Annotated in this window: 27 protein-coding genes and 1 pseudogene; 23 read left to right on the top strand and 5 right to left on the bottom strand. The window is 62.9% G+C overall.

What is annotated here, in order from left to right; all coding sequences use genetic code 11:
- The 13 genes and pseudogenes from ACIQUB_RS06915 to ACIQUB_RS06975 all read left to right on the top strand — a co-directional run bounded on the left by ACIQUB_RS06915 (position 1) and on the right by ACIQUB_RS06975 (position 9,379).
- On the top strand, positions 1 to 1,383 hold the full coding sequence (locus tag ACIQUB_RS06915) for a pyruvate dehydrogenase complex E1 component subunit beta (RefSeq protein ID WP_113235816.1): 1,383 nt from the start codon (positions 1 to 3) through the stop codon (positions 1,381 to 1,383).
- A gap of 18 nt (positions 1,384 to 1,401) precedes the next feature.
- Complete coding sequence (locus ACIQUB_RS06920; RefSeq protein WP_113235815.1) at positions 1,402 to 2,751, top strand: pyruvate dehydrogenase complex dihydrolipoamide acetyltransferase; 1,350 nt, start codon at positions 1,402 to 1,404, stop codon at positions 2,749 to 2,751.
- Between the two features lie 19 nt (positions 2,752 to 2,770).
- Positions 2,771 to 3,412 carry an SGNH/GDSL hydrolase family protein gene (locus ACIQUB_RS06925; RefSeq protein WP_113235814.1) on the top strand — a complete coding sequence of 214 codons (642 nt, stop codon included), beginning with the start codon at positions 2,771 to 2,773 and terminating at the stop codon, positions 3,410 to 3,412.
- 2 nt (positions 3,413 to 3,414) lie between these two features.
- A complete protein-coding gene (locus tag ACIQUB_RS06930; RefSeq protein WP_162737372.1) occupies positions 3,415 to 3,996 on the top strand; it encodes a GNAT family N-acetyltransferase in 582 nt (193 codons plus the stop codon).
- Between the two features lie 15 nt (positions 3,997 to 4,011).
- Positions 4,012 to 5,457, top strand: coding sequence for a dihydrolipoyl dehydrogenase (gene lpdA, locus ACIQUB_RS06935; RefSeq protein ID WP_113235812.1), 1,446 nt, complete (start codon positions 4,012 to 4,014; stop codon positions 5,455 to 5,457).
- 76 nt (positions 5,458 to 5,533) lie between these two features.
- Entirely contained in the window at positions 5,534 to 5,788 is a 255-nt protein-coding gene (locus ACIQUB_RS06940; protein ID WP_065694341.1) for a GlsB/YeaQ/YmgE family stress response membrane protein, read from the top strand.
- Between the two features lie 14 nt (positions 5,789 to 5,802).
- The gene (locus ACIQUB_RS06945; protein ID WP_047510257.1) at positions 5,803 to 6,051 is read left to right on the top strand and encodes a GlsB/YeaQ/YmgE family stress response membrane protein; all 249 of its coding nucleotides are present in this window, start codon (positions 5,803 to 5,805) and stop codon (positions 6,049 to 6,051) included.
- 39 nt (positions 6,052 to 6,090) lie between these two features.
- Positions 6,091 to 7,065, top strand: a complete 975-nt coding sequence (lipA, locus tag ACIQUB_RS06950) for a lipoyl synthase (protein ID WP_037178038.1) — start codon at positions 6,091 to 6,093, stop codon at positions 7,063 to 7,065.
- A 66-nt stretch (positions 7,066 to 7,131) separates the two neighbouring features.
- Positions 7,132 to 7,368, top strand: coding sequence for a type II toxin-antitoxin system ParD family antitoxin (locus ACIQUB_RS06955; RefSeq protein WP_113235811.1), 237 nt, complete (start codon positions 7,132 to 7,134; stop codon positions 7,366 to 7,368).
- 5 nt (positions 7,369 to 7,373) lie between these two features.
- The gene (locus tag ACIQUB_RS06960) at positions 7,374 to 7,658 is read left to right on the top strand and encodes a type II toxin-antitoxin system RelE/ParE family toxin (RefSeq protein WP_113235810.1); all 285 of its coding nucleotides are present in this window, start codon (positions 7,374 to 7,376) and stop codon (positions 7,656 to 7,658) included.
- Positions 7,659 to 7,727: 69 nt separating this feature from the next.
- A pseudogene (locus ACIQUB_RS06965) lies at positions 7,728 to 8,314 on the top strand (AAA family ATPase).
- Positions 8,315 to 8,356: 42 nt separating this feature from the next.
- Complete coding sequence (locus ACIQUB_RS06970) at positions 8,357 to 8,926, top strand: AAA family ATPase (protein ID WP_402929016.1); 570 nt, start codon at positions 8,357 to 8,359, stop codon at positions 8,924 to 8,926.
- Positions 8,927 to 8,935: 9 nt separating this feature from the next.
- Positions 8,936 to 9,379 (top strand): type II toxin-antitoxin system RatA family toxin, encoded by a 444-nt coding sequence (locus ACIQUB_RS06975; RefSeq protein WP_018899977.1) that lies wholly within the window; start codon positions 8,936 to 8,938, stop codon positions 9,377 to 9,379.
- A 6-nt stretch (positions 9,380 to 9,385) separates the two neighbouring features.
- Here ACIQUB_RS06975 and ACIQUB_RS06980 read toward each other — a convergent pair whose 3' ends face one another.
- A complete protein-coding gene (locus ACIQUB_RS06980) occupies positions 9,386 to 9,886 on the bottom strand; it encodes a CinA family protein (RefSeq protein WP_113235808.1) in 501 nt (166 codons plus the stop codon).
- On the bottom strand, positions 9,883 to 11,103 hold the full coding sequence (locus ACIQUB_RS06985; RefSeq protein WP_113235807.1) for a bifunctional 2-C-methyl-D-erythritol 4-phosphate cytidylyltransferase/2-C-methyl-D-erythritol 2,4-cyclodiphosphate synthase: 1,221 nt from the start codon (positions 11,101 to 11,103) through the stop codon (positions 9,883 to 9,885). Before ACIQUB_RS06985 ends, ACIQUB_RS06980 begins: the two co-directional genes overlap by 4 nt.
- A 162-nt stretch (positions 11,104 to 11,265) precedes the next feature.
- On the opposite strand from ACIQUB_RS06985, the gene dusB reads away from it, so the two are divergent.
- The 7 genes from dusB to hflX all read left to right on the top strand — a co-directional run bounded on the left by dusB (position 11,266) and on the right by hflX (position 20,588).
- On the top strand, positions 11,266 to 12,267 hold the full coding sequence (dusB, locus tag ACIQUB_RS06990; protein WP_402929019.1) for a tRNA dihydrouridine synthase DusB: 1,002 nt from the start codon (positions 11,266 to 11,268) through the stop codon (positions 12,265 to 12,267).
- On the top strand, positions 12,264 to 13,415 hold the full coding sequence (locus tag ACIQUB_RS06995) for a nitrogen regulation protein NR(II) (RefSeq protein WP_018899973.1): 1,152 nt from the start codon (positions 12,264 to 12,266) through the stop codon (positions 13,413 to 13,415). Before dusB ends, ACIQUB_RS06995 begins: the two co-directional genes overlap by 4 nt.
- Positions 13,412 to 14,863, top strand: coding sequence for a nitrogen regulation protein NR(I) (gene ntrC, locus ACIQUB_RS07000; RefSeq protein ID WP_018899972.1), 1,452 nt, complete (start codon positions 13,412 to 13,414; stop codon positions 14,861 to 14,863). Before ACIQUB_RS06995 ends, ntrC begins: the two co-directional genes overlap by 4 nt.
- 210 nt (positions 14,864 to 15,073) lie before the next feature.
- Entirely contained in the window at positions 15,074 to 17,344 is a 2,271-nt protein-coding gene (locus tag ACIQUB_RS07005) for a PAS domain-containing sensor histidine kinase (protein WP_113235805.1), read from the top strand.
- Positions 17,334 to 18,698 carry a sigma-54 dependent transcriptional regulator gene (locus tag ACIQUB_RS07010; protein ID WP_018899970.1) on the top strand — a complete coding sequence of 455 codons (1,365 nt, stop codon included), beginning with the start codon at positions 17,334 to 17,336 and terminating at the stop codon, positions 18,696 to 18,698. Before ACIQUB_RS07005 ends, ACIQUB_RS07010 begins: the two co-directional genes overlap by 11 nt.
- 242 nt (positions 18,699 to 18,940) lie before the next feature.
- Positions 18,941 to 19,183 (top strand): RNA chaperone Hfq, encoded by a 243-nt coding sequence (gene hfq, locus ACIQUB_RS07015; RefSeq protein WP_018325164.1) that lies wholly within the window; start codon positions 18,941 to 18,943, stop codon positions 19,181 to 19,183.
- 76 nt (positions 19,184 to 19,259) lie between these two features.
- Positions 19,260 to 20,588, top strand: coding sequence for a GTPase HflX (gene hflX / locus ACIQUB_RS07020; RefSeq protein WP_113235804.1), 1,329 nt, complete (start codon positions 19,260 to 19,262; stop codon positions 20,586 to 20,588).
- Between the two features lie 34 nt (positions 20,589 to 20,622).
- Here the strand turns inward: hflX and ACIQUB_RS07025 are convergent, their stop codons facing one another.
- From ACIQUB_RS07025 to ACIQUB_RS07035, 3 genes are read right to left on the bottom strand one after another with little or no spacing between them, the layout of a single operon-like run.
- On the bottom strand, positions 20,623 to 21,852 hold the full coding sequence (locus ACIQUB_RS07025) for an NAD(P)/FAD-dependent oxidoreductase (protein WP_113235803.1): 1,230 nt from the start codon (positions 21,850 to 21,852) through the stop codon (positions 20,623 to 20,625).
- A 10-nt stretch (positions 21,853 to 21,862) separates the two neighbouring features.
- On the bottom strand, positions 21,863 to 22,696 hold the full coding sequence (mazG, locus tag ACIQUB_RS07030) for a nucleoside triphosphate pyrophosphohydrolase (protein ID WP_113235802.1): 834 nt from the start codon (positions 22,694 to 22,696) through the stop codon (positions 21,863 to 21,865).
- A 19-nt stretch (positions 22,697 to 22,715) separates the two neighbouring features.
- Complete coding sequence (locus tag ACIQUB_RS07035) at positions 22,716 to 23,303, bottom strand: nucleoside deaminase (RefSeq protein ID WP_113235801.1); 588 nt, start codon at positions 23,301 to 23,303, stop codon at positions 22,716 to 22,718.
- 59 nt (positions 23,304 to 23,362) lie between these two features.
- Here ACIQUB_RS07035 and ACIQUB_RS07040 point away from each other — a divergent pair, with 59 nt between their 5' ends.
- The 3 genes from ACIQUB_RS07040 to ACIQUB_RS07050 are packed head-to-tail and all read left to right on the top strand — an operon-like array spanning position 23,363 to position 25,319.
- A complete protein-coding gene (locus tag ACIQUB_RS07040) occupies positions 23,363 to 23,563 on the top strand; it encodes a hypothetical protein (protein ID WP_162737371.1) in 201 nt (66 codons plus the stop codon).
- Positions 23,564 to 23,565: 2 nt separating this feature from the next.
- On the top strand, positions 23,566 to 25,002 hold the full coding sequence (gene cysG, locus ACIQUB_RS07045) for a siroheme synthase CysG (RefSeq protein WP_113235855.1): 1,437 nt from the start codon (positions 23,566 to 23,568) through the stop codon (positions 25,000 to 25,002).
- Positions 25,003 to 25,004: 2 nt separating this feature from the next.
- The gene (locus tag ACIQUB_RS07050; protein ID WP_111561437.1) at positions 25,005 to 25,319 is read left to right on the top strand and encodes a DUF2849 domain-containing protein; all 315 of its coding nucleotides are present in this window, start codon (positions 25,005 to 25,007) and stop codon (positions 25,317 to 25,319) included.
- Positions 25,320 to 25,321 lie beyond the last annotated feature (2 nt).

A 25,321-nucleotide genomic window follows, 5' to 3' on the forward strand; every position in this document is an offset into this window, starting at 1 on the left:
ATGCCAATCGATATTCTCATGCCCGCCCTCTCTCCGACGATGGAAGAAGGCACGCTGTCCAAGTGGCTGAAGCAGGAAGGTGACAAGGTCACCTCCGGCGACATCATTGCCGAAATCGAAACCGACAAGGCGACGATGGAAGTCGAAGCCGTCGACGAAGGCGTCATCGGCAAGCTGCTCGTTGCCGCAGGCACCGAAGGTGTCAAGGTGAATGCCAAGATCGCTGTGCTCCTGCAGGACGGCGAATCCGCATCCGACATCTCGGCTGCACCTGCTGCTGCTGCGCCGGCCGCCGCCGCGGCACCGAAGGCCGCTGAAGCGCCCGCCGCTGCCGCAGCGCCGGTTCCGGCCGAGCCCAAGGCTCAGGTTCCGAACGATCCCGAAATTCCCGCCGGCACCGAAATGGTCTCCATGACCGTTCGCGAAGCGCTTCGCGACGCCATGGCCGAGGAAATGCGCGCTGACGACAATGTCTTCGTCATGGGCGAGGAAGTGGCCGAATACCAGGGCGCCTATAAGGTCACCCAGGGTCTGCTGCAGGAATTCGGCGCCCGCCGCGTCATCGACACCCCGATCACCGAGCACGGCTTTGCCGGCGTCGGCGTCGGTGCTGCGATGTCCGGCCTGAAGCCGATCGTCGAGTTCATGACCTTCAACTTCGCCATGCAGGCGATCGACCAGATCATCAACTCCGCTGCCAAGACGCTCTACATGTCCGGCGGCCAGATGGGCGCTCCGATCGTGTTCCGTGGCCCGAACGGTGCCGCTGCCCGCGTCGGCGCTCAGCACAGCCAGGACTACTCGGCCTGGTACAGCCAGATCCCGGGCCTCAAGGTCGTCATGCCTTACACGGCATCCGACGCCAAGGGCCTGCTCAAGGCTGCGATCCGCGATCCGAACCCGGTCGTCTTCCTTGAAAACGAAATCCTCTACGGTCAGCACTTCGACGTGCCGAAGATGGACGACTTCGTTCTCCCGATCGGCAAGGCCCGCATCCACCGTCAGGGCAAGGACGTCACGATCGTCTCCTTCGGTATCGGCATGACCTATGCCACCAAGGCCGTCGCTGAACTCGAAAAGATCGGCATCGACGTCGAACTGATCGACCTGCGCACGCTGCGTCCGATGGACCTGCCGACCGTGATCGAATCGGTCAAGAAGACCGGCCGTCTCGTCACCGTCGAGGAAGGCTACCCGCAGAACTCGGTCGGTACCGAAATCGCCACCCGCGTCATGCAGCAGGCCTTCGATTATCTCGATGCGCCGGTTCTGACGATCGCCGGCAAGGACGTTCCGATGCCTTATGCCGCCAACCTCGAAAAGCTTGCGCTGCCAAGCGTCGACGAAGTCGTCCAGGCCGTGAAAGCCGTCTGCTACAAGTAACAAGGGAAGGGTATTTCGATGCCTATCAACATCACGATGCCTGCCCTGTCTCCGACCATGGAAGAGGGCAACCTCGCCAAGTGGCTGGTCAAGGAAGGCGATACGGTTAAGTCTGGCGATGTCATCGCCGAGATCGAAACCGACAAGGCGACGATGGAAGTCGAAGCGGTCGACGAAGGTGTCGTCGCCAAGCTCGTCGTTCCCGCCGGCACCGAAGGCGTCAAGGTCAATGCCTTGATCGCCGTTCTGGCCGCCGATGGCGAAGATGTCGCTGCCGCCGCCAGCGGCGCTGGCTCGGCTGCTCCGGCACCGAAGGCTGCCGAAGCGCCGAAGGCTGAGGCAAAGACCGAAGCCGCTCCGGCTCCGGCCGCAACCCCCGCGGCTGCCCCGGCACCCGCAGCAGCGCCTGCCGCTGCTTCCACGGGCGGCAACCGCACCTTCTCCTCGCCGCTCGCGCGTCGTCTGGCGAAGGAAGCCGGTATCGATCTCGCAGCTGTCGCAGGCTCCGGCCCGCATGGCCGCGTCGTCAAGAGCGACGTCGAGGCCGCCGTCGCTGGCGGTGGTGCAAAGGCTGCCCCTGCCGCAGCTCCGCAGGCTGCCGCATCGGCTCCTGCCGCCGCACCGAAGGGCGCATCCGACGAGACCGTTCTCAAGCTGTTCGAGCCGGGTTCCTACGAACTCGTGCCGCATGACGGCATGCGCAAGGTCATCGCCAAGCGCCTGGTCGAATCCAAGCAGACCGTGCCGCACTTCTACGTCACCGTGGATTGCGAGCTCGACGCGCTGCTGGCGCTGCGCGCCCAGCTCAACGACGCCGCTCCCCGCAAGGAAGGCGCGCCGGCCTACAAGCTGTCGGTCAACGACATGGTCATCAAGGCCATGGCGCTTGCTCTGCGCGACGTTCCGGATGCCAACGTCTCCTGGACCGAAGCCAACATGGTCAAGCACAAGCACGCCGATGTCGGCGTTGCTGTCTCGATCCCGGGCGGCCTGATCACCCCGATCATCCGCAAGGCCGAGGAAAAGACCCTGTCGGCCATCTCCAACGAGATGCGCGACCTCGGCAAGCGTGCCAAGGATCGCAAGCTGAAGCCTGAGGAATATCAGGGCGGCACCTCGTCGGTCTCCAACATGGGCATGATGGGCGTCAAGCACTTCGCCGCCGTCATCAACCCGCCGCACGCAACGATCCTCGCGGTCGGCGCGGGCGAGCAGCGCCCGGTCGTCAAGAACGGCCAGCTTGCTGTCGCAACCGTGATGACCGTCACGCTGTCGACCGACCATCGCTGCGTCGATGGCGCGTTGGGCGCGGAGTTGCTGCAGGCGTTCAAGGGCTACATCGAAAACCCGATGGGCATGCTCGTCTGACGAAACAGCGGAGGCGGAAATGACGAAGACCGTTCTTTGCTATGGTGATAGCCTGACCTGGGGTTATGACGCCGCTTCCGTCGGCCGTCATGACTACAAGGATCGTTGGCCGAGTGCGCTTCAGGCTGCACTCGGCAACGAAGTCCGGGTTATCGCCGAGGGATTGAACGGGCGGACGACCGCCTTCGATGACCATCTTGCTGATTGCGACCGCAATGGCGCCCGCGTCCTGCCGACCATCCTGCAGACGCATGCGCCGCTCGATCTCGTCATTCTGCTCCTCGGCACCAACGACATGAAGAATGTCGTGGCCGGATCGGCATTCGCCGCATGCCAGGGCATTGCCCGGCTGGTGCGGCTGATCCGCAACCACGCCTGGCCGTTCGATTTCGACGCGCCGGATATCCTGATCGTCGCGCCACCGAGGATCTGCGAAACGGCCAACGTGCCCTTCGCGGCCTCCTTCATCGGCGGCATCGAGGAATCCGCGATGCTGGCAACGCTCTATCGGGACCTCGCCGACGAACTCGGCTGCGGTTTCTTCGACGGCAATTCGGTCGCCAAGACGACGCCGCTCGACGGCATCCATCTCGACGCCGACAATACCCGCGCTCTCGGGCGTGGCATGGAATCGACCGTGCGGATGATGTTGGGGCTTTGACGGTGGCGTCTTTCGTGACGCTGCGTCCCGCCACACGGGATGACGCGGCCGAACTGGCGATCCTCTCGGACATTGCCTCGCATGGTTTCGCGTCCTGGCTCTGGCTGGGTGAGCTCGGCGGCACCGGCAGCGATACGCCGATGGAGCTTGGCCGGCTGAAGATGCGTCGGGACGAAGGTTACGGCACATGGCGCCAAGCGGTGCTGGCCGAAGCCTACGGAGAGACGGCGGGCGCGGCGATCGGTTACGCGCTGGGCGAGGACGTAAAGAGCATGGAGGTCGACCGCGTGGCTTTGCAGCCGGTGATCGACCTGCAGAAGAAGGTTGTTGGCAGCTGGTTCATTGCAACGCTCGGCGTCTATAGCCATCTGCGAGGCATCGGGATCGGCAGGGAAATACTGAAAGACCAGATCGACAGGGCAGGGACGCTGCCGGTCAGTCTGATCACCGCAAGTGACAATGAAGCGGCTCTGTCGCTTTACAAGAAGAATGGATTTTCGGAAGCGGCGCGGCAGAATGCGATGTCTCTTTTCGAAAGCAGCAGGAAACACGAGTGGGTGCTTCTCACCCGCGACGCCCGATAACAAAGGCAGGAAAACATGGCTGAGAATTACGACGTCATCATCATCGGCTCCGGTCCCGGCGGCTATGTGGCCGCTGTGCGCGCCAGCCAGCTCGGTCTCAAGACCGCGATCGTCGAGCGCGAGCACCTGGGCGGCATCTGCCTGAACTGGGGCTGCATCCCGACCAAGGCACTGCTGCGCTCGGCCGAAGTGCTCGACCACGCCAACCACGCCAAGGACTACGGTCTCGTGCTCGAAGGCAAGATGAGCGCCGACGTGAAGGCCGTTGTCGCCCGCTCGCGCGGTGTCTCGGCGCGCCTCAACGGCGGCGTCGGCTTCCTGATGAAGAAGAACAAGGTCGATGTGATCTGGGGTGAAGCCAAGATCACCAAGCCGGGCGAGATCGTCGTCGGCAAGTCCTCCAAGCCCGTCGTCGAGCCGCAGAACCCGGTTCCGAAGAACGTCAAGGGCGAGGGCACCTACACTGCCAAGCACATCATCATCGCGACCGGCGCCCGCCCGCGCGCGCTGCCGGGTATCGAGCCGGATGGCAAGCTGATCTGGACCTATTTCGAAGCGATGAAGCCGGCAGCCCTGCCGAAGTCGCTGATCGTCATGGGCTCGGGCGCCATCGGCATCGAGTTCGCGAGCTTCTACCGCTCCATGGGCGTCGACGTTACGGTCGTCGAGGTCATGCCGACCATCATGCCGGTCGAGGACGTCGAAGTCACCGCGATCGCGCGCAAGCAGCTTGAGAAGCGCGGCATGAAGATCCTGACCAGCGCCAAGATCACCAAGGTCGAAAAGGCCGCCGATAGCCTGACCGCGCATGTCGAGACCGCTGACGGCAAGGTCCAGCAGATCACCGCAGACCGCATGATCTCGGCTGTCGGCGTCCAGGGCAACATCGAAAACCTCGGCCTTGAAGCCGTTGGCGTCAAGACCGACCGTGGCTGCGTCGTCATCGACGGCTACGGCAAGACCAACATCGCCGGCATCTATGCCATCGGCGACGTCGCCGGCCCGCCGATGCTTGCCCACAAGGCCGAGCACGAAGGCGTCGTCTGCGTCGAAAAGATCGCCGGCCTGTCGAATGTTCACGCCACCGACAAGGGCAAGGTCCCCGGCTGCACCTACTGCCACCCGCAGGTCGCCTCCGTCGGCCTGACGGAAGCCAAGGCCAAGGAAGCCGGCCGCGATATCCGCGTCGGCCGCTTCTCCTTTGCTGCCAACGGCAAGGCGATCGCGCTCGGCGAGGACCAGGGTCTCTGCAAGGTGATCTTCGACAAGAAGACCGGCGAACTGCTCGGCGCCCACATGGTCGGCGCCGAAGTCACCGAACTCATCCAGGGCTTCGTCGTCGCCATGAACCTGGAAACGACCGAAGAAGAACTGATGCACACCATCTTCCCGCATCCGACGGTTTCCGAAACCATGAAGGAAGCGGTTCTGGATGCTTACGGTCGCGTCCTCAACGCTTGATAATTTTCTGCGCCGCTCTCTATGACGGATTGAACCACGTTCAATCTCGGACTGGAAAAAGCGAAAGGAAATCATCATGTCCATGGGTACGCAGGCACTCGTCATCTTCCTCCTGATCGGTCTGGTCGCGGGGTTCCTCGCCAGCCTGATCGTTGGCGGAGGCGGATTGATACGGTGCCTGCTCAGCGGCATCATCGGCGCGTTCGTCGGAGGCTTTCTCTTCAACGCGCTGGGGATCTCGCTCGGTATCGAGAATGCGCTTGTGGTGCAGATCATTCATGCCACGGTCGGCGCCATCATCGTGGTGTTGATCGCAAGGGCGATAGCTTGAGGGGATAGGACCGGATGGAAGGTGTGGGCTGGATTACGGCGATCATCGTCGGCGGCTTGGCGGGCTGGCTCGCGGGCATTTTGATGGGCATACGCTTTGGCGTTCTGATGAACATTGTCATCGGCATCGTCGGTGCTGTCATCGGCAGCGCGATCTTTGCCCGCGCCGGCATCTATGTCGCCAGCGGTTGGCAGGGTTACCTTGTGACGGGTTTCATCGGCTCTTGTATCTTGCTATTTCTGGCAAAACTCGTCAGACGCTGACGAAAGAGGCCGTTTCGGCGGTTTGAAGGCAGGTTATTGATGGTAACTATTCTCGACAGGATCAATCCAAACGCTGAAAAGCGCGTGCGGCACCCGGAAAAAGCGCATCGCCCGGATACGGAAGTCATGCGCAAGCCGGACTGGATCCGCGTCAAGGCGCCGACCTCCAAAGGCTACGCCGAAACCCGCTCGATCGTGAAGGAGCACAAGCTCGTCACCGTCTGCGAGGAAGCCGGCTGCCCGAATATCGGCGAGTGCTGGGACAAGAAGCACGCCACCTTCATGATCATGGGCGAGATCTGTACGCGCGCCTGTTCCTTCTGCAACGTCGCGACCGGCAAGCCGAACGCGCTTGACATGGCCGAGCCCGAGAGCGTGGCGAAGGCCGTCAAGGAGATGGGCCTCAGCCACGTGGTCATCACCTCGGTTGACCGCGACGATCTGGAAGACGGCGGCGCCGAGCACTTCGAGAAGGTGATCTGGGCGATCCGCGCTGCGTCGCCGACGACCACCATCGAAATCCTGACGCCCGACTTCCTGAAGAAGCCCGGCGCCTTGGAGCGTGTCGTCGCCGCCAAGCCCGACGTCTTCAATCACAACATGGAAACCGTTCCGGGCAACTATCTGACCGTCCGTCCCGGCGCGCGCTACTTCCACTCCGTTCGCCTGCTGCAGCGGGTGAAGGAACTGGACCCGACCATGTTCACCAAGTCTGGCATCATGGTCGGCCTCGGCGAGGAGCGCAACGAAGTGCTGCAGCTGATGGACGACCTGCGCGTTGCCGACGTCGACTTCCTGACGATCGGCCAGTACCTGCAGCCGACCCGTAAGCACCACGCTGTCATGAGCTACGTCACGCCCGAGGAATTCAAGTCCTACGAGACCGTCGCCTACACCAAGGGCTTCCTCATGGTTGCCTCCAGCCCGCTGACCCGCTCCTCGCACCACGCCGGCGACGACTTCGCCCGCCTGCGCGCGGCGCGTGAGAAGAAGCTGCTGGTGGCTGCGGAGTAAGACGGTTCTCTTGGCGGGCCTGCTGTGCCATTATCGGCGGCAGGTAATGCAGCAAAGGAACACGTCATGCCCGTGGTAACCGTGACTGTGCCGGATGAGATGAAGGCCTGGCTGGAAAAGCAGGCCGCCGTCGGCCGCTATGCCGATGCGTCCGACTACGTCCGCGACCTCGTTCGCCGCGACCAGGAGCGCGCGAGCAAGATCGCCAACATGCAGGCTCTTGTCGATGAGGGGCTGGCAAGCGGTGTCTCCGATGAAACCATGGATGACATTCTGCGGTCGCTAAACGAAGCAGCGGAATAGGTCTTATGGGCTACCGGCTGTCGCGTCAGGCCGCTCATGATCTTCGCACTATTCACGCGACAGGCGTTCGGCTTTTCGGCAAGTCGCAAGCCGACAGCTATCACCGTCATTTTGGCGATATCTTCGAAATACTCGCGGACAATCCGAAACTCGCCCGGCTTCGCCAGGAAATCACCCCACCCGTGAGGATACATCCTTGCGGCGCTCACTTGATTGTCTACCATGAGCTGGGTGATGGCAGTATTCTCATCATCCGCGTACGCCATGGTCACGAGAATTGGCAGGCATAATCGCGGTAGAGCCTTCCACACCCGTCCAGGCGGCCTGATCTCCCCGCAATCAGACAAGAGGCCATCGTGTTGCAACAACCGAAGCATCGGCTGAACGTCACCGATCTCGGTGAGGCTGCCGAACTCCTGAAGCGCGCCGACCGCATCGTCATTTTCGGCTCGTCAGGTGGCGGCAAGAGTACGCTGGCGCAGAAGCTCGCGCGCATTCTCGGCGTTCGCTACGTCTCCATGGACCGCGAGGTGTTCTGGCTTCCAGGCTGGGTGTCGAGACCGAGGCCGGAACAGCGCGAGATCATCGCCAGGATCGTGACCGAGGACCGCTGGATCATCGACGGCAACAATCCGAGAACGCTCGATCTCAGGCTGCCGCGCGCCGACGTCATCTTGTGGGTGAGGGTGTCGCGCTGGCTCTGCCTGTGGAGCATCTTCAAGCGCGGCATCGTCTATCGCGGCAGGACGCGGCCCGACATGGCGCTTGGGTGCCTGGAACATGGCCGGACCGGGAGTTCATCTCCTATGTCTGGAATTTCGAGAGGGACGATGTGCCCGAATTCATGGAAGGCATCCGCCTGCATGGGCCTGATGTACCGCTCGTCGAATTGAGGAGCAGGGCGCAGATGGGACAGCTGCTTCAGCGCCTCGACGTCATCGGCTAGGATGACAGCCTGATTCGGTCTTTGCTTACGGGAGGGAAAGACATGCCGAATTTCGTCACTGATATCACCAGTGCCGCCAACCTCGTCAGCCGCGCCGACCGCATCCTCGTGATCGGCTGCTCGGGCGGTGGCAAGACGACGCTGTCGAAGCGCCTAGGCGCGCGGCTCGGCGTGCGGCACATCTCCATGGATCGCGACTTCTATTGGCTGCCCGGCTGGGTGAAACGGCCGAAGGCCGAGGAGCGCGAGATGATCGCGGCGGCCGTTGCCGAAGAGCGGTGGCTGATGGACGGGACCGGCGCCTCGACCTTCGATCTCAGGATGCCGCGCACCGATATGGTGCTCTGGGTGCGGCTGCCGCGCTGGCGGTGTCTGCTCGGTGTCACCACCAGGTGGCTTCGTTGGCGGGGCAGGGCGCGGCCGGAGATGGCGCCGGGCTGCCCGGAAAAGCTGGATGGCGAGTTCTTGACCTATATCTGGAATTTCGAGCGACGCTGGGCGCCGCTCATCCTTGCGGGCATCGAGCGATACAAGCCCGATGTGCCCGTCCTTCAGTTGAAATCGCACCGTGAAATGCGCCGCCTTCTTGATCTTCTTGGCGCGCCCGCTTAACTGCCGGTCATGCCTCAGTTCGAAACGCACCGCCCCGTCCCGCATTCCGCAGACCAGATGTTCGATCTCGTTGCCGATGTCGAGAAATACCCGCAATTCCTGCCGCTTTGCGAAGGGCTTGCGATCCGCAGCCGCAAGGAGCGCGATGGCAAGGTTCTCCTCATCGCCGACATGACGGTCGGCTACAAGGCGATCCGCGAGACCTTCACGACGCAGGTGCTGCTCAACAAGGCCGAGCGCGTCATTGACGTCAAATACATCGACGGCCCCTTCAAGTATCTCGACAATCGCTGGCGCTTCGAAGATACGGCGTCGGGTTCCAACGTGCATTTCTTCATCGACTACGAGTTCAAGAGCCGCATCCTCGGCGCCCTGATGGGCTCGATGTTCGACCGCGCCTTCCGGATGTTCACCGAAGCCTTCGAAACGCGCGCCGGCAAGATCTACAGCTGATCCAGCTTACTGCGGCCCGAGCTGCCGGATCATCGCCAGCGCCGTCCTGACGGTGGCGAGGCGAACCTCGCCGCGGCCGATATCGCCATAGAGCATCTTGTTGTGAATGAGGTCACCGTGGCGTGACTTCGCGGCGAGGTGCACGAGGCCAACGGGCTTGTCCGCCGATCCGCCGCCTGGCCCCGCGATACCCGTGACCGCGACAGCGATCGATGCTCGCGAGCGGAAGAGGGCGCCATGCACCATCTGCCGCGCCGTCTCTTCCGACACCGCGCCGAAGCGCGCAAGCGTCGCTTCCTGGACGCCCAGCATCTCCATCTTCGCGGTGTTCGTATAGGTGACGAACCCGCGGTCTACGACAGCGGACGAGCCCGCGATTTCCGTGAGCGCGCCGGCGATCAGCCCGCCGGTACACGATTCCGCCGTCGAAACCATCAATCCCGCCGCTCCGAATGTCCTGATAATGGCTTCGGCCTCGGACAGGATATCGGCGGGATAGAGGCTCATTGGGCAATCTCCTGATAGACGACGGTGGCGGTGGCGATGGCGGCGATCCCCTCGCGGCGGCCGACGAAGCCGATCGTCTCGTTGGTCGTCGCCTTGACCGAGCAGCGGTCGATCGAGATGCCGAGAAAGTCCGAAAGCATGGCGCGCATCGTGTCGCGGTGCGGCCCGACCTTCGGCGCTTCGGCAATCAGCGTCACGTCGGCGTTCATGATGGTGCCGCCGCGCTCGCGCACGATCTTGGCCGCATGCTCGATGAAGATGCGAGATGGAGCGCCCTTCCATTGCGGATCCGACGGCGGGAAGTGGTCGCCGATATCGCCGGCGCCGCAGGTGGCAAGCAGCGCGTCCGTCAACGCATGCAGCGCCACGTCGGCGTCGGAGTGGCCCTTGAGCTTCTGGTCGTGGGGAATGAAGACGCCGCACAGCGTCACGCCGTCGCCTGCCTCGAGCTGGTGCACGTCGTAGCCGTTGCCGGTGCGCACATCGGGAAGGCGTGTGCTGGAAAGTCTCTGATCGGCCATTGCGATATCGCGCCTCACTGTCAGTTTTACATTGTCGGCCATGCCCTCGACGATGGTCACGGGATGGCCGGCCCATTCGGCGATCGCCGCATCGTCGGTGAAATCGGTGCGATCGGCGGCGGCCGCCTTCTCATGCGCGGCGAGGATGATGCCGAAGTCGAAGGATTGCGGTGTCTGCGCCGCATAGAGCTGCGCGCGGGGCACGGTCTCGACCACGATACCGGATTGATCCGCCCGCTTCAGCGTATCGGCGACCGGCATGGCCGGCAGCACGGCAGGCGCGCCTACAGCCAGTGTGGCCGCGACGCGGTCGAGCAGATCGTGATCGAAGAACGGCCGCACGGCGTCATGAATCAGGACGTGGGTGATCCCCTTGTCCTTCAGATGCCGAAGCCCCGAAAGCACCGATTGCTGGCGCGTCGAGCCGCCGTGGACAGTGGCGATCGGCAGCTTGGAGGTGACACCAGCGGTTGCCTTCGCAAATAGAGCTTCGTCATCGGCGTGAATCACGGCGACGATCTCGGTCACTTGAGGCCATGTCGTGAAATTTTCGAGCGTGTGGGCAATGACGGGCCTACCACCGATCCGGCGATATTGCTTCGGGCCTTCAACGGATGCGCCGGCGCGCTCGCCCCGGCCTGCGGCCACCAGGATAATTCCGATCGATATCGGTTGCTTTTGATGCATTTGCGGCATAAATCCCCAAAAAGCAGAATTTCTGGAGGTGCTCTAACGGCTTGGCGCACCGAATTCCAGCATCTGCCCGAAAAATATCAATTCGGGCACTTCCCCCTTGGCAAGTCTTTTAAATCTGTCTAAAAATAGTGCACCTGCTTAGCGTGCCTGAAAGATAATCAGTTGTCTGACATACACCTCGCATCTCCTTTGTGCATCGGAACCGTTGCGGTGCGCAACCGTATCGTGCTGGCGCCCATGTCCGGCGTCACCGATATGCCGTTCCGTCAATTGGCCTGGCGCCATGGCGCAGGGCTGGTGGTGACCGAGATGGTGGCGAGCCGCGAACTCGTCAACGACACCGAGCAATCCTGGGCGCGGCTGAAGACCGCTGGCTTCAATCCGCACATGGTGCAGCTTGCCGGTCGCGAAGCGCACTGGATGGCGGAAGGCGCGAAGATCGCCGCCGCGCACGGCGCCGATATCATCGATATCAATATGGGCTGCCCCGCCAAGAAGGTGATCGGCGGCTATTCTGGCTCGGCGCTGATGCGCGATCCCGATCATGCCCTGGGACTGATCGAAGCGACAGTCAAGGCGGTGGATGTTCCCGTCACGCTGAAGATGCGGCTTGGCTGGGACGAAAATTCGATCAACGCACCCGAAATCGCAAAGCGCGCCCAGGAGGCCGGCGTCCAGCTGGTGACGATCCACGGCCGTACGCGCATGCAGTTTTACGAGGGACGCGCCGATTGGGACGCGATCCGCGCCGTGCGCGATGTCCTCACCATCCCGCTGGTCGCCAATGGCGACGTCGAAACGGTCGAGGACGCCCATGAAATCCTGCGCCGCTCGGGCGCCGATGCCGTCATGATCGGCCGTGGCTGCCAGGGGCGCCCGTGGCATGCCGGCGTGCTCGCCGGCGCCGAGGCGCCTCAGCCATGGGAGATCGCCGATATCGCCGTCGAGCATTATCGCATGATGCTCGATTTTTATGGCGAAGCGGTCGGCGTTCGTCATGCGCGCAAGCATCTCGGCTGGTATATGGAGCGCTTCGCACCGTCGGTGTCGGCAAACGACAAGGCGGCGATCATGACCGCGCGCGATCCTCGCGAGGTCTCGCAGCGATTCCACGATGCCCTGGTTGCGGCGGCAGACAATACAGATGCCCGGGAGGCTGCATGACAAACGACGCGTCGCTATCATCTGCCCATGCCGGCAGTGCCGTCGCCATGGCCGTTCTCAACGCCATCCAGAACCCCGTCATCATGGTCGATGACGCAGGGCTTGTGGCCTTTGCCAACTGGGAGGCGGAAGCCTTCTTCGGGGCCAGCGCCTCGCATCTGGCGCGTTACAAGATCTCGACTTTCATTCCCTTCGGCAGCCCGCTACTGGCGCTGATCGACCAGGTGCGCGAGCGCCGCGCGCCGATCAACGAGTATCGCGTCGATCTGAGCTCGCCCAGGCTTGGCCAGGACAAGCTCGTCGACATCTACGTCGCTCCGGTGACGAGCGAGCCGGGCTCCGTCGTCATCGTCTTCCAGGAACGCTCGATGGCCGACAAGATCGACCGGCAGCTGACGCATCGCGCTGCCGCCCGTTCGGTCACAGGTCTCGCCTCGATGCTGGCGCATGAGATCAAGAACCCGCTCTCCGGCATTCGCGGCGCCGCGCAGCTGCTCGAGCACTCGGCAACCGACGACGACCGCGCGTTGACCCGGCTGATCTGCGACGAGACCGACCGCATCGTCTCGCTGGTCGATCGCATGGAGGTCTTCTCCGACGAGCGCCCGGTCGATCGCGTGCCCGTGAACATCCATTCCGTGCTCGATCATGTGAAGGCGGTCGCCAAGGCGGGCTTTGCGCGTCACATCAAGATCACCGAGAACTATGACCCCTCGCTGCCGTCGGTCTACGCCAACCGCGACCAGTTGGTGCAGGTCTTCCTCAATCTCGTCAAGAACGCTGCCGAGGCGATCGGCGACCGGCCGGATGGCGAGGTGGTGCTGACGACCGCCTACCGTCCCGGCATCCGCCTCTCGGTCGCCGGAACCCGCGAAAAGATCTCGCTGCCGCTGGAGTTCTGCGTGCAGGACAACGGCCCTGGCGTGCCGTCCGATCTCCTGCCGCATCTGTTCGACCCCTTCATCACCACCAAGACCAACGGCAGCGGCCTCGGCCTCGCGCTGGTGGCCAAGATCATCGGTGATCATGGCGGCATCATCGAATGCGACAGCCAGACCAACAAAACCACATTCCGCGTGCTCATGCCTGCCTCCAAGGACGCATCGCTTGAGGACGCAACCATAACCCCCACAGGACCTTCTCGATGACAGCAACGATCCTCGTCGCGGATGATGATGCGGCAATTCGTACGGTGCTTAATCAGGCCTTGAGCCGCGCCGGATATGACGTGCGTATCACTTCGAACGCCGCCACACTGTGGCGCTGGGTTTCGGCCGGCGAGGGCGACCTCGTGGTCACAGACGTCGTCATGCCCGACGAGAATGCCTTCGACCTGCTTCCGCGCATCAAGAAGGCCCGTCCGGATCTTCCCGTGCTGGTCATGAGCGCGCAAAACACCTTCATGACGGCGATCAAGGCCTCGGAGAAGGGCGCCTACGACTATCTGCCCAAGCCCTTCGATCTGACCGAACTGATCGGCATCATCGGCCGGGCGCTGTCGGAGCCGAAGCGCAAGCCCGCCAAGGTCGAGGACGACGTGCAGGACGGCATGCCGCTCGTTGGCCGCTCGGCCGCCATGCAGGAAATCTATCGTGTCCTGGCGCGTCTGATGTTGACCGACCTGACGCTGATGATCACCGGCGAATCCGGCACCGGCAAGGAGCTCGTCGCCCGCGCGCTGCACGACTACGGCAAGCGCCGCAACGGTCCCTTCGTGGCGATCAACATGGCCGCGATCCCGCGCGACCTGATCGAATCCGAGCTGTTCGGCCATGAGAAGGGTGCCTTCACCGGCGCCCAGACCCGCTCCACTGGCCGTTTCGAGCAGGCCGAGGGCGGGACGCTGTTCCTCGACGAAATCGGCGATATGCCGATGGATGCGCAGACGCGCCTGCTGCGCGTGCTGCAGCAGGGCGAATACACGACTGTCGGCGGCCGCACCCCGATCCGCACCGACGTGCGCATCGTGGCGGCCACCAACAAGGATCTGAAGCAGGCGATCAACCAGGGCCTCTTCCGCGAGGATCTTTACTACCGCCTCAACGTCGTACCGCTGCGCCTGCCGCCGCTGCGCGATCGCGCCGAAGACATCCCCGATCTCGTCCGTCACTTCGTGCAACAGGCGGAAAAGGAAGGCCTCGGCACCAAACGTTTCGATCAGGAAGCGCTCGATCTGATGAAGGCCTACGCCTGGCCGGGCAACGTGCGCGAGCTGGAGAACCTCATCCGCCGCCTGATGGCACTTTATCCACAGGATGTGATCACCCGCGAAATCATCGAATCCGAGCTGCGCTCCGACGTGCCTGATAGCCCGATCGAGAAGGGCCCGATCCGCAATGGAAACATGACCATTGCTCAGGCCGTTGAAGAAAACATGCGGTCCTATTTCGCGACTTTCGGCGATAACCTGCCGCCTCCGGGCCTTTATGACCGCGTTTTGACCGAGATGGAGTATCCTCTCATCCTGGCAGCGCTGACGGCCACGCGCGGCAACCAGATCAAGGCCGCCGATCTCCTTGGTCTCAACCGCAACACGTTGCGCAAGAAGATCCGCGAACTCGGCGTATCCGTCTACAGAAGCTCCCGCACCGCTTGACGCCCTGCAGCGCTTGACAATGTGACGCGATGCGTTGCATTTTCGCCACATTGCGTTGCCAATAAGTCACGCAAGGGGTTTGTGTTCCTGCGGTCAGTTCTGCGTCCGAAGATCCGGCTCGACGATGGACGAGCGGGAGATCGAGCGCGGTCTTCACCCTGACCCAAGGACGGCGGCGAAATGCGTTTCGCCGCGTGGAGAGTTAAACGAATGAAGCAGGATGCGTTGCCGCCGGCGGCGGAGGGCGAAGCAGTTACCACGGTAACGGATCGCCGCGCGCTGTTTGCTCTGCCCGGTCTCGTGCTTGCCGGGGGCGCGCTCCTCTGCGCGACGATGACGCTCTTCGTGCTGCTCGGCCTGACGCCGATCGCCCCGACATCGCCCGTCGTCATCACGTCCGTCGTCGTCAATTCCTTCTTCGTACTCGGCCTGATGGCGCTGATCGGCCGCGAGGTCTCGCGGCTCCTGAAGGCGCGCAAGCGTGGCCGCGCCGCTGCGCGTCTGCATATCCGCATCGTCGTGCTCTTCTCGATCGTGGCGATCACGCCCGCCATTCTCGTGGCCCTCTTTGCCAGTATCACGCTGAACGCCGGTCTAGACCGCTGGTTCGCGCTGAGGACGCAGTCGATCGTCAGTTCCTCCCGCAATATCGGGCAGGCCTACATGATGGAGAATGCGAGCTATCTGCAGGGCCAGACGGTCTCCATGGCAAACGACCTCGAGCGCAATCGCCAGCTGTTCAATCTCGATCGCACCGGCTTTGCCGAGCTGATGACGCGCCAGGCGAGGGGACGCGGCCTGCTCGGCGCATTCCTGGTGCAGGCGGATGGTACTGTTATCACGCAAGCCGATATCAAGACTGAGAAACCGCTGCCGGCGATCCCCCAGGACGCGCTCAATAAGGCTTCGGCCGGCCAGCCGACGCTCATTCCGCCGGGCGTCACCAATCTTGTCGGCGCCATCATCCGGCTCGAATCGATCGACGGCGCCTTCCTCTATACGGTGCGCGCGGTCGACCCCAAGGTCATGACCGCGATGCGGATGATGGAGGAGAACGCCACCGAATATAGGTCGATGGAGGCGGGGCGTTTCTCGCTGCAGATCGCCTTCGCCATCCTCTATGTCGGTTTCGCGCTGATCGTGTTGCTCGCCGCCATCTGGACGGCCATTGCCGTCGCCGACCGTATTGTCCGCCCGATCCGCCTGCTCATCACCGCAGCCGATAGCGTCGCATCCGGCAATATGGACATCGTCGTTCCCGTGCATGCCGTTGATGGCGACGTCGCCAATCTGTCGCGCACCTTCAACAAGATGATCTCGGAGATCCGCACCCAGCGCGACGAGATCCTCGAAGCCAAGGACGAGGTGGACGACCGTCGCCGCTTCATAGAAGCGGTGCTCTCGGGCGTCACCGCTGCCGTCATCGGCGTCGAGCACGATCGCCGCGTCACGATCGTCAACAGTTCGGCCGAAACGCTGATGGCGCTCGATGCGAGCGACATGCTCGGCAAGCAACTCTCCGAGATTGCCCCCGAGGTCGACCAGGTTCTGACTGAGGCGGCGTCGCGCTATCGCGGCGATTTCCGCAAGCAGATCGCGCTGGTGCGCGCCGGCACAGTGCGCACGCTGAGCGTCCAGGTGACGCGCGAGGAAGTGCGCGATCTCAGCGAATCCTACGTCATCACGCTCGATGACATCACCGACCTCGTGATTGCTCAGCGCTCCACCGCCTGGGGCGACGTCGCGCGCCGTATCGCCCACGAAATCAAGAACCCGCTCACCCCGATCCAGCTTTCGGCCGAGCGCATCCAGCGCCGCTATGGCAAGCAGATCAACCAGGATGACCGCGGCGTCTTCGATCAGTGCACCGAGACGATCATCCGCCAGGTCGGCGATATCGGCCGCATGGTCGACGAGTTCTCCTCCTTCGCGCGTATGCCGAAGCCGATCAAGGAGCCAAGTGACCTGCGCAAGATCCTGCACGACGCGGTCTTCCTGCGCGAGATGGGCAACAGCCACGTCGCCTTCCTGCAGGAGTTCGGCGATGCGCCGCTTGAAGGACAATTCGACAGCCGCATGCTCGGCCAGGCCTTCGGCAATCTCATCAAGAACGCGGTGGAAGCGATCGAGGCCGTGCCGGCCGACGAGCGCGAGGAGCGCAAGGTGCTGGTGCGCGCATCGCTTGATCAGCCGCGTGACCGCTTCACCGTCGATATCATCGACAACGGCCGCGGTCTGCCTGTCGAGAACCGGCACAGCATTTTGGAACCGTATATGACGATGCGCGAGAAGGGGACCGGTCTCGGCCTCGCCATCGTGAAGAAGATTATTGAAGAACATGGCGGGCAGCTCGAACTGCATGATGCACCCGCTGATTTTGACCAGGGAAGAGGGGCCATGATCCGCGTGCATCTGCCACGCCTGGAGCAATCGCCCGCCGCCTCGGCCGCAAGTGACAAGGAAAATGCATATGGCCTCTGATATTCTGGTCGTCGACGACGAACACGACATCCGCGAGATCGTCTCCGGCATTCTCTCCGACGAGGGCCACGAGACCCGCACCGCCCACGACAGCGACAGCGCCCTTGCTGCGATCTCGGACCGTGCGCCGCGGCTGATCTTCCTCGATATCTGGATGCAGGGCAGCAAGCTCGACGGTCTGGCGCTGCTGGACGAGGTCAAGGCGCGCCATCCCGATATTCCCGTCGTCATGATCTCCGGCCACGGCAATGTCGAGACCGCCGTCTCGGCCATCAAGCGCGGCGCCTTCGACTTCATCGAGAAGCCCTTCAAGGCCGACCGCCTGATCCTGATTGCCGAGCGCGCGCTGGAAAATTCCAAGCTCAAGCGCGAGGTCTCCGAGCTGAAGCGCAAGGCCGGCGATCCGGTCGAGCTGATCGGCACCTCCGTTGCCGTCTCGCAGCTGCGCCAGACGATCGAGAAGGTATCGCCGACCAACAGCCGCATCATGATCCTTGGCTCCTCCGGCTCCGGCAAGGAGCTGGTCGCGCGGATGATCCACAAGAAGTCGTCGCGCGCGAGCGGGCCGTTCGTGGCTATCAACGCCGCCAATATCACGCCCGACCGCATGGAAGTGGCGCTCTTCGGCACCGAAGGTTCGCCCGGTCAAGCCCGCAAGATCGGCGCGCTCGAGGAGGCCCATCGCGGCATCCTCTACCTCGACGAGGTCGGCGAAATGCCGCGCGAGACACAGAACAAGATCCTGCGCGTGTTGGTCGATCAGCAGTTCGAACGTGTCGGCGGCTCCAAGCGGGTGAAGGTCGATGTGCGCATCGTCTCTTCGACCGCCTACAATCTCGAAAGCCGCATCGCCGAAGGCTGGTTCCGGGAGGACCTCTATCACCGCCTTGCCGTGGTGCCGGTCAAGGTGCCCTCGCTGGCCGAACGCCGCGAGGACATCCCGTTCCTTGTCGACCAACTGATGCGCCAGATTTCCGAGCAGGCCGGCATTCGTCCACGCCGCATCGGGGACGATGCGATGGCGGTGCTGCAGGCCCATGACTGGCCAGGCAATATCCGCCAGCTGCGCAACAACATCGAACGCCTGATGATTCTCGCCCGGTCCGATGGTCCGGATGCGCCGATCACCGCCGAGATGCTGCCGACCGACCTCGGCGACATGCTACCGAAAGTATCGGCGAAGAACGACTACCACATCATGACGCTTCCGCTGCGCGAGGCCCGCGAGATGTTCGAGAAGGATTATCTGATCGCCCAGATCAATCGATTCGGCGGCAACATCTCACGCACCGCCGAGTTCGTCGGCATGGAGCGTTCGGCGCTGCACCGCAAGTTGAAGTCGCTCGGCGTCTGATCAGAGGTTTGATCGGTAGCCGGCGTGTCTTTTCTATGGGCGGGCAGGGCGACGGCAGGGGCCCAAGGTGATCTGCCGCCGCATAAAATTAGACAGGCCTTTTTCGCCGTTGCGGAAAAGATTGCGATTTGATACCAAAGGCTTTCCGGGCAGCAGGGATGAGGGTTGTCGGCTGCCTGATGGAAAAATAAGAAGTATTTTACCGGCACGTGAAGGCCGGCAATAAAGAAAGAATCGGCGCGATGGCGGAACGTTCTCAAAACCTGCAGGACTTATTTCTCAATACTGTTCGCAAGCAAAAGATTTCCCTGACTATATTTCTGATTAACGGTGTGAAGCTGACCGGCGTTGTTACGTCGTTCGACAACTTCTGCGTTCTGCTGCGCCGTGACGGCCATTCGCAACTCGTGTATAAGCACGCGATCTCGACCATCATGCCCGGCCAGCCGATGCAGATGTTCGAAAGCGAAGAATCCGCTTCCTGACAGGACAGACGTCATCTCGACACGTGATACCAAGAATGATTCGATCATCCCGGAAGCTGTGAAGCACCGGGATGACATGCGCGCGACCGTCGTCGTGCCCGTGCTCAAGCAGGCACGCGGCAGCCGCGGCAGTGCTGACACCATCACCACGACCCGCACGCCGGAAAGCCGCCTCGAAGAGGCGACGGGCTTGGCGCAGGCGATCGATCTCGATGTGGTCAAGGGTACCATCGTCACCGTCAGCGAGCCCCGTCCGGCGACGCTGATGGGCACCGGCAAGATCCAGGAGATCAAGGACAGCCTTGATGAGACCGATTCCGGCCTCGTCATCGTCGATCATCCGCTGACGCCGGTTCAGCAGCGCAATCTCGAGAAGGAATGGAACGCCAAGGTCATCGACCGCACGGGTCTCATTCTCGAAATCTTCGGCCGCCGCGCCTCCACCAAGGAAGGCACGCTGCAGGTCGATCTCGCGCATCTCAACTATCAGAAGGGCCGGCTGGTTCGCAGCTGGACCCACCTTGAACGCCAGCGCGGTGGTGGTGGCTTCATGGGTGGTCCGGGTGAAACCCAGATCGAAGCCGACCGCCGCATGCTGCAGGATCGCATCATCAAGCTCGAGCGCGAACTGGAGCAGGTAGTCCGCACTCGCCAGCTGCATCGCGCCAAGCGTCGCAAGGTGCCGCATCCGATCGTGGCGCTGGTAGGCTACACCAACGCCGGCAAGTCGACGCTGTTCAATCGCATCACCGGCGCCGGCGTTCTCGCCGAAGACATGCTGTTTGCGACGCTCGATCCGACGCTCCGCCGCATGAAGCTGCCACATGGCCGCACCGTCATCCTGTCGGATACCGTCGGCTTCATCTCCGATCTCCCCACCCACCTCGTCGCCGCCTTCCGCGCGACGCTGGAAGAGGTGCTGGAAGCAGATCTCGTTCTGCACGTCCGCGACATGGCCGACGAGGACAACCAGGCGCAAAGCGCTGACGTGCTCCGCATCCTGAAGGATCTCGGAATCGACGAAGCCGAGGGCGAAAAGCGCATCATCGAGGTCTGGAACAAGATCGACCGTCTTGAGCCGGAAAACCACGAAGCGATCGTCCAGAAGGCCGAAGGCGCCCGCAATGTCGTGGCCGTCTCTGCCGTCACGGGCGAGGGCGTCGATGCGCTGATGGAAGAGATCAGCCGCAGACTGTCCGGCGTGCTGACGGAAACCACCGTCGTGCTCCCGGTTGATAAGCTTGCCTTGCTGCCATGGCTTTACGATCACGCCATCGTCGACAGCCGCGAAGACAATGAGGATGGATCGGTCACGCTCGATCTCAGGCTGTCTGAAACGGAAGCCGTCGAACTCGAGCGCCGGCTGGGCAATACGGCGAGGCCGAAGGAAGACTGGGAGCGCTGATCCGGCGCTCCTGTTCCCTATATTTGGCGCTCGGCTAGACCAGCGCGCTCTCATCCTGCACCGCGACTTTTTTCTCTGACACGAGCCGATCGAGTGCGATTCGTCCGACCGGATCGAGCAGCTCACCGGTAACCAGCGTGGTGATCAGGCTGCGCACCAGCGGCAGCTTGGTCGCCGGGCCAATCATGATGTCGCGGCTGAAAGGCAGCACTGAGCTGTCTGATTGATAAAACGGCGTCAGGATACGGCTGAGCAGCTGGTAGAACCGGATATGCATCTGCCGCTGATTCAGATGGCGGTCGATGGCCTCGCCGACAGTAGCCTCACGGCAGAGCGCTGAAGCGAGCGATGCTGCGTCGAGCAGCGCCATGTTGGCTCCTTGGCCGAGCTGCGGGCTCGTGGCATGCCAGGCGTCGCCGACCTTCAGGACGTGCTTGCCGGCGACCGGCGTGCGGGTCAAGTGCCGGTAGCGCGCGTGCACCGGCTCGGCCACGGCGGCAAGCGCCTCTGCCTCAGGCCAGAAGGATCGTACCGAGTCGATCCAGGCGTCGCGCCCGGCAGCCCGCCATGCTTCGAAATCCTTGTTGCGGATGCTCCAGAAGAACGTCGCCATCGGAGCCGCGCCATCGCGCGCCGTTCCGACCGGCAGTACGCCGGCCATCTGGCTTGCTCTCTTGTAGCGCTGCTCCAGTTCGTCCTTGCGGAATACGCCATGCTCCGGCCAGGGCACCGTCGCCCAGAGCGCCCCGTAGCCGAGCTCGGTGGCGGCTTTCGCGGCGAGCGGCGAGTTGGCGCCCATGGCATCGATGGCGAGATCGGCGGTTGCCGTGCGGATGCCGCCGTCGAGGACTAGGCGCGGCGTGCTGCCAGCCTCGATCTCGGCCACCCGTGACGATGTTTCGAACCGTACCCCTGCATTGATCGCCGCTTCGAGCAAGAGATCGAACAGGGCGACGCGCTGGATGGCGATGCCATAGGCGCCGGTGCGATAGCCGACATCGAGCACGGTGCGACCATTGCCGGACAGTCGGCCATGCATGCGGCTGATGCGGGCGCCACGCGCCTCGACTTGGCCAAGCAGGCCCATGCGTGAGAGCACCGCAGCCCCGGTCGGCTGCAGCACGAAGCCGGAGCCAACGGGCTGCGGCGCACTCATCTGATCATAGATGGTCACGCGGGCGCCGCGGCTCGCAAGCAGTGCTGCGAGCGACAGGCCACCAACGCCGGCGCCTGCAATCGCGATGTCGAGCGTTTCAAGCTTCATGGCGCCCAGGTCAGCCCAGCTGTCGCTCGATAGCCTTGGCGGCCTGCCATAGCTCTTCCATCCGCTCCAGCGTCGCAGCCTCCAGCGTTTCACCTTCCGCTTCAAGAGACGTTTCTATATGGTTGAAACGGCGCCTGAACTTGGTATTCGTTCCGCGTAGAGACTGCTCCGGATCAGCCTTCACATGCCGGCCGATATTGACCACGGCGAAGATCAGGTCGCCGAGTTCGTCGCTGACCTTGGCGTGGTCGCCAGAGGCCAATGCTTCCCTCAGTTCCGCGATCTCCTCCTCGATCTTGTCGAGAATGGGTTCCGGCGCAGACCAATCGAAACCGACCTTGGCGGCGCGTTCCTGCAGCTTCAGCGCTTCCGTCAGCGCCGGAAAGCTGCGCTGCACCGAGCCGAGAAAGCCGGCCTTGAAATCCTCCGAGATCCCGCGTGCGGCCCGGCGCTCAGCGCGCTCGCGCTTCTCTGCCTGCTTGATGTCGTCCCACTGCTTCTTCACCGCGTCGGGCGTATCCGCCTCGGAGCGGGCGAAGACATGCGGATGGCGGCGGATCATCTTGCGCGTGATCGCTTCGACCACGTCGCCGAACGAGAACTCGCCGGCTTCCTCGGCCATACGGGCATGGAACACGACCTGCAGAAGCAGGTCGCCCAACTCGTCGCAAAGATCGTCCATGTCGTTGCGCTCGATCGCGTCGGAAACCTCGTAGGCCTCCTCGATCGTATAGGGCTTGATCGTCTCGAAAGTCTGGACGATGTCCCAGGGGCAACCGGTCTCGGGATTGCGAAGGGCTGCCATGATCTCGATCAGGCGGGAAATGTCTTGGGAGGCTTCCATCGTGCTCTGGTCGCTCGCGTCAGTTCAACGGAATATCGTTGTCGCCCTTGGACGACTGGTAGCTCTCGGAAAGCGCGTCGTAACGACCCTTGATCCGCGCCGTCTGCGCCTTCAGTTCGGCCTTTTTGGTGTCGCTCTCGGTCTCGACCAGATCGGCGATCGCGAAGCTGTTCCAGAAGGCGTTGCTGCGGCGGTAGCCGCCGGGCTCCAACCCGAACACTTCCTTGAGGATCTTCAGATCGTGGGGGATCGCGAAGGCGTCGCGGGAATCCTCGTGGCTGAAGAAATAGTAGAAATTGTCGAAGCCGGCCCAGGTGATCGCCGACATGCACATGGTGCAGGGTTCGTGGGTCGATAGGAAGATCAGGTCCTTGGTGGCAGGCTTCTCGCCCAGCTCGTAGAAGCGCTTCAGCGTGTGCACCTCGCCATGCCAGAGCGGATTTTCCAGCTCGTTGTTGGTCTCTGCGACCACGAGCGAAAGGTCCGATTTGCGCAGGATCGCGGCGCCGAAGACCTTGTTGCCGAGCCCGACGCCGCGTTCGGTCATCGGCAGGATATCGTGCTCCATCACATCGAGCAGGCGGGCGGCAATGGTGGTGTCGGACATGGTGTTCTCCTTGTTGCCGGCACTTTATCGCCGGTGCCGCGCGAGGCAAACGAGGATTCTTGGCCGCGCCCGAATTTGTCACAGGCTTTGTGCCGCATTGCAGCGCGATTCACTGTGCTGCGTGTGCCGCATCGGTGAGTTTTGCTCAAATCATTGACATGCCGGGTAAAACAATACGCGGTCGTACCGGGTTTGGAATTTCTGTTTCTTCATTTGGCTGGTCCGGTGGTGCATATTCCGGCAACTTCGAAATGGATTGATGATGCCTTCCAAGAGTGAGCAACTGTCGGTTTTTCCTGCCTTCGTTCGTGTCGAAGGCAAGATCGCGGCTGTCTTCGGCAATGGCGATGAAGCCTTCGCCAAGGTGCGCCTGCTGTCGAACACCAAGGCCCGGATCGTCGCCTACACGGATCGCCCCGAGGCCGATTATCACGCCCACCTGATCGCCAACCGCATCGAAACCGTCCGCGCCGCCTTCGCGCCCGAGCAGATCCAGGGCGCAACGCTGGTCTTTGCGGCCACGGGCGATGCAGCCGCCGATCGCGCCATCGTCGACGCCGCGCGCGCCGCCAAGGTGCCAGCCAATGCCGTCGATCAGCCGGATTACTGCGACTTCTATACCCCGGCGCTCGTCAATCGCGCGCCCGTCGCGGTTGCCATCGGCACGGAAGGGGCAGGGCCTGTGCTCGCGCAGATGATCCGCGCCCAGGTCGATCAGCTGCTAGCGCCATCGCTCGGCCGCCTTGCCGAACTGGCTGTCAGCTATCGCGGTCGCGTCGAACATGTGCTTGAGAAGGGCGCCACGCGTCGTCTCTTCTGGTGCCGGTTCTTTTCCGGCGCGGTTGCCGATGCTGTTTCCAACGAGAACATGCCGCAGGCACAACGCCTTGCCGACGAGCTGTTGCTTTCCGCCAACAAGGCCGAAGGCCGCATCTGGCTGGTCGGCGCCGGCCCGGGTGCCGCCGATCTGCTGACGCTGCGTGCCCAGCGCGTGATGATGGAAGCAGACGTGATCGTCTATGACGCATTGGTGCCGCAGGAAATCGTCGACATGGGCCGCCGCGATGCGGAGCGCCTCTCGGTCGGCAAGCGCAAGGGCTGTCATTCGAAGTCGCAGGAAGAGATCAACGACCTGCTCGTTTATCTCGGCCGCGAAGGCAAGCGCGTCGTTCGCCTGAAGTCGGGCGATCCGCTGGTCTATGGCCGCGCCGGCGAGGAAATGGCCGCATTACGCGCCGCCGGTATCGCCTATGAAGTCGTCCCTGGCATCACCTCTGCTTTCGCAGCCGCCGCTGATTTCGAGCTGCCGCTGACGTTGCGCGGCGTCGCCTCGTCGCTGGTCTTCACGACGGGCCACGATCTGACCGGCGACGTGCTTCCCGATTGGGCGAGCCTTGCCGTATCCGGCGCCACCATCGCCGTCTATATGGGGCGCACGGTCGCGGCATCGGTTGCCGAGCGGCTGATGCGCGCCGGCATTGCGCCGGAAACGACGGTCGCCGTCATCGAGAATGCCAGCCGCGCCGATCGCCGGCTGCTTCATGGTACGCTTCGCGATCTGCCCGGTCTGCAGAACCGTGATGAACTCACCAGACCTGTCATGGTCATCATCGGCGACGCCGTTGCGGGCGCCAATTTCGAACTGTCCGAACCGCTGGTGCGTGCACGCGCCCGGTCCGATGAACTGCTAAGGAGCTGACTATGGGAGACAAGGTTCTGACCGCCAATAGGCTGACCGACGGCATCGCCGTCTGGCTCGATGCCAATGGCACCTGGGTGACGTCGCTGCAGGATGCGCTGGTCGCGCGCCATGCCGAGGCCGTTGCCGCGCTGGAGGCGATCGGCAAGAAATCCTACGCCGATAATCTGGTGGTCGATGTCGCCGTGGTTGACGTGCAGGAGACCGATGGTGTTCTCTGGCCGCTGCGCCTTCGCGAGCGCATTCGTGCACAGGGTCCGACCATGGAATACGCGCCGGGCTACAAGCCCGCCGATCCCGCATTCATTGCAGTCTGAGG

The sequence above is a fragment of the Rhizobium sp. NPDC090275 genome (assembly GCF_044772225.1).
Lineage (GTDB): Bacteria > Pseudomonadota > Alphaproteobacteria > Rhizobiales > Rhizobiaceae > Rhizobium.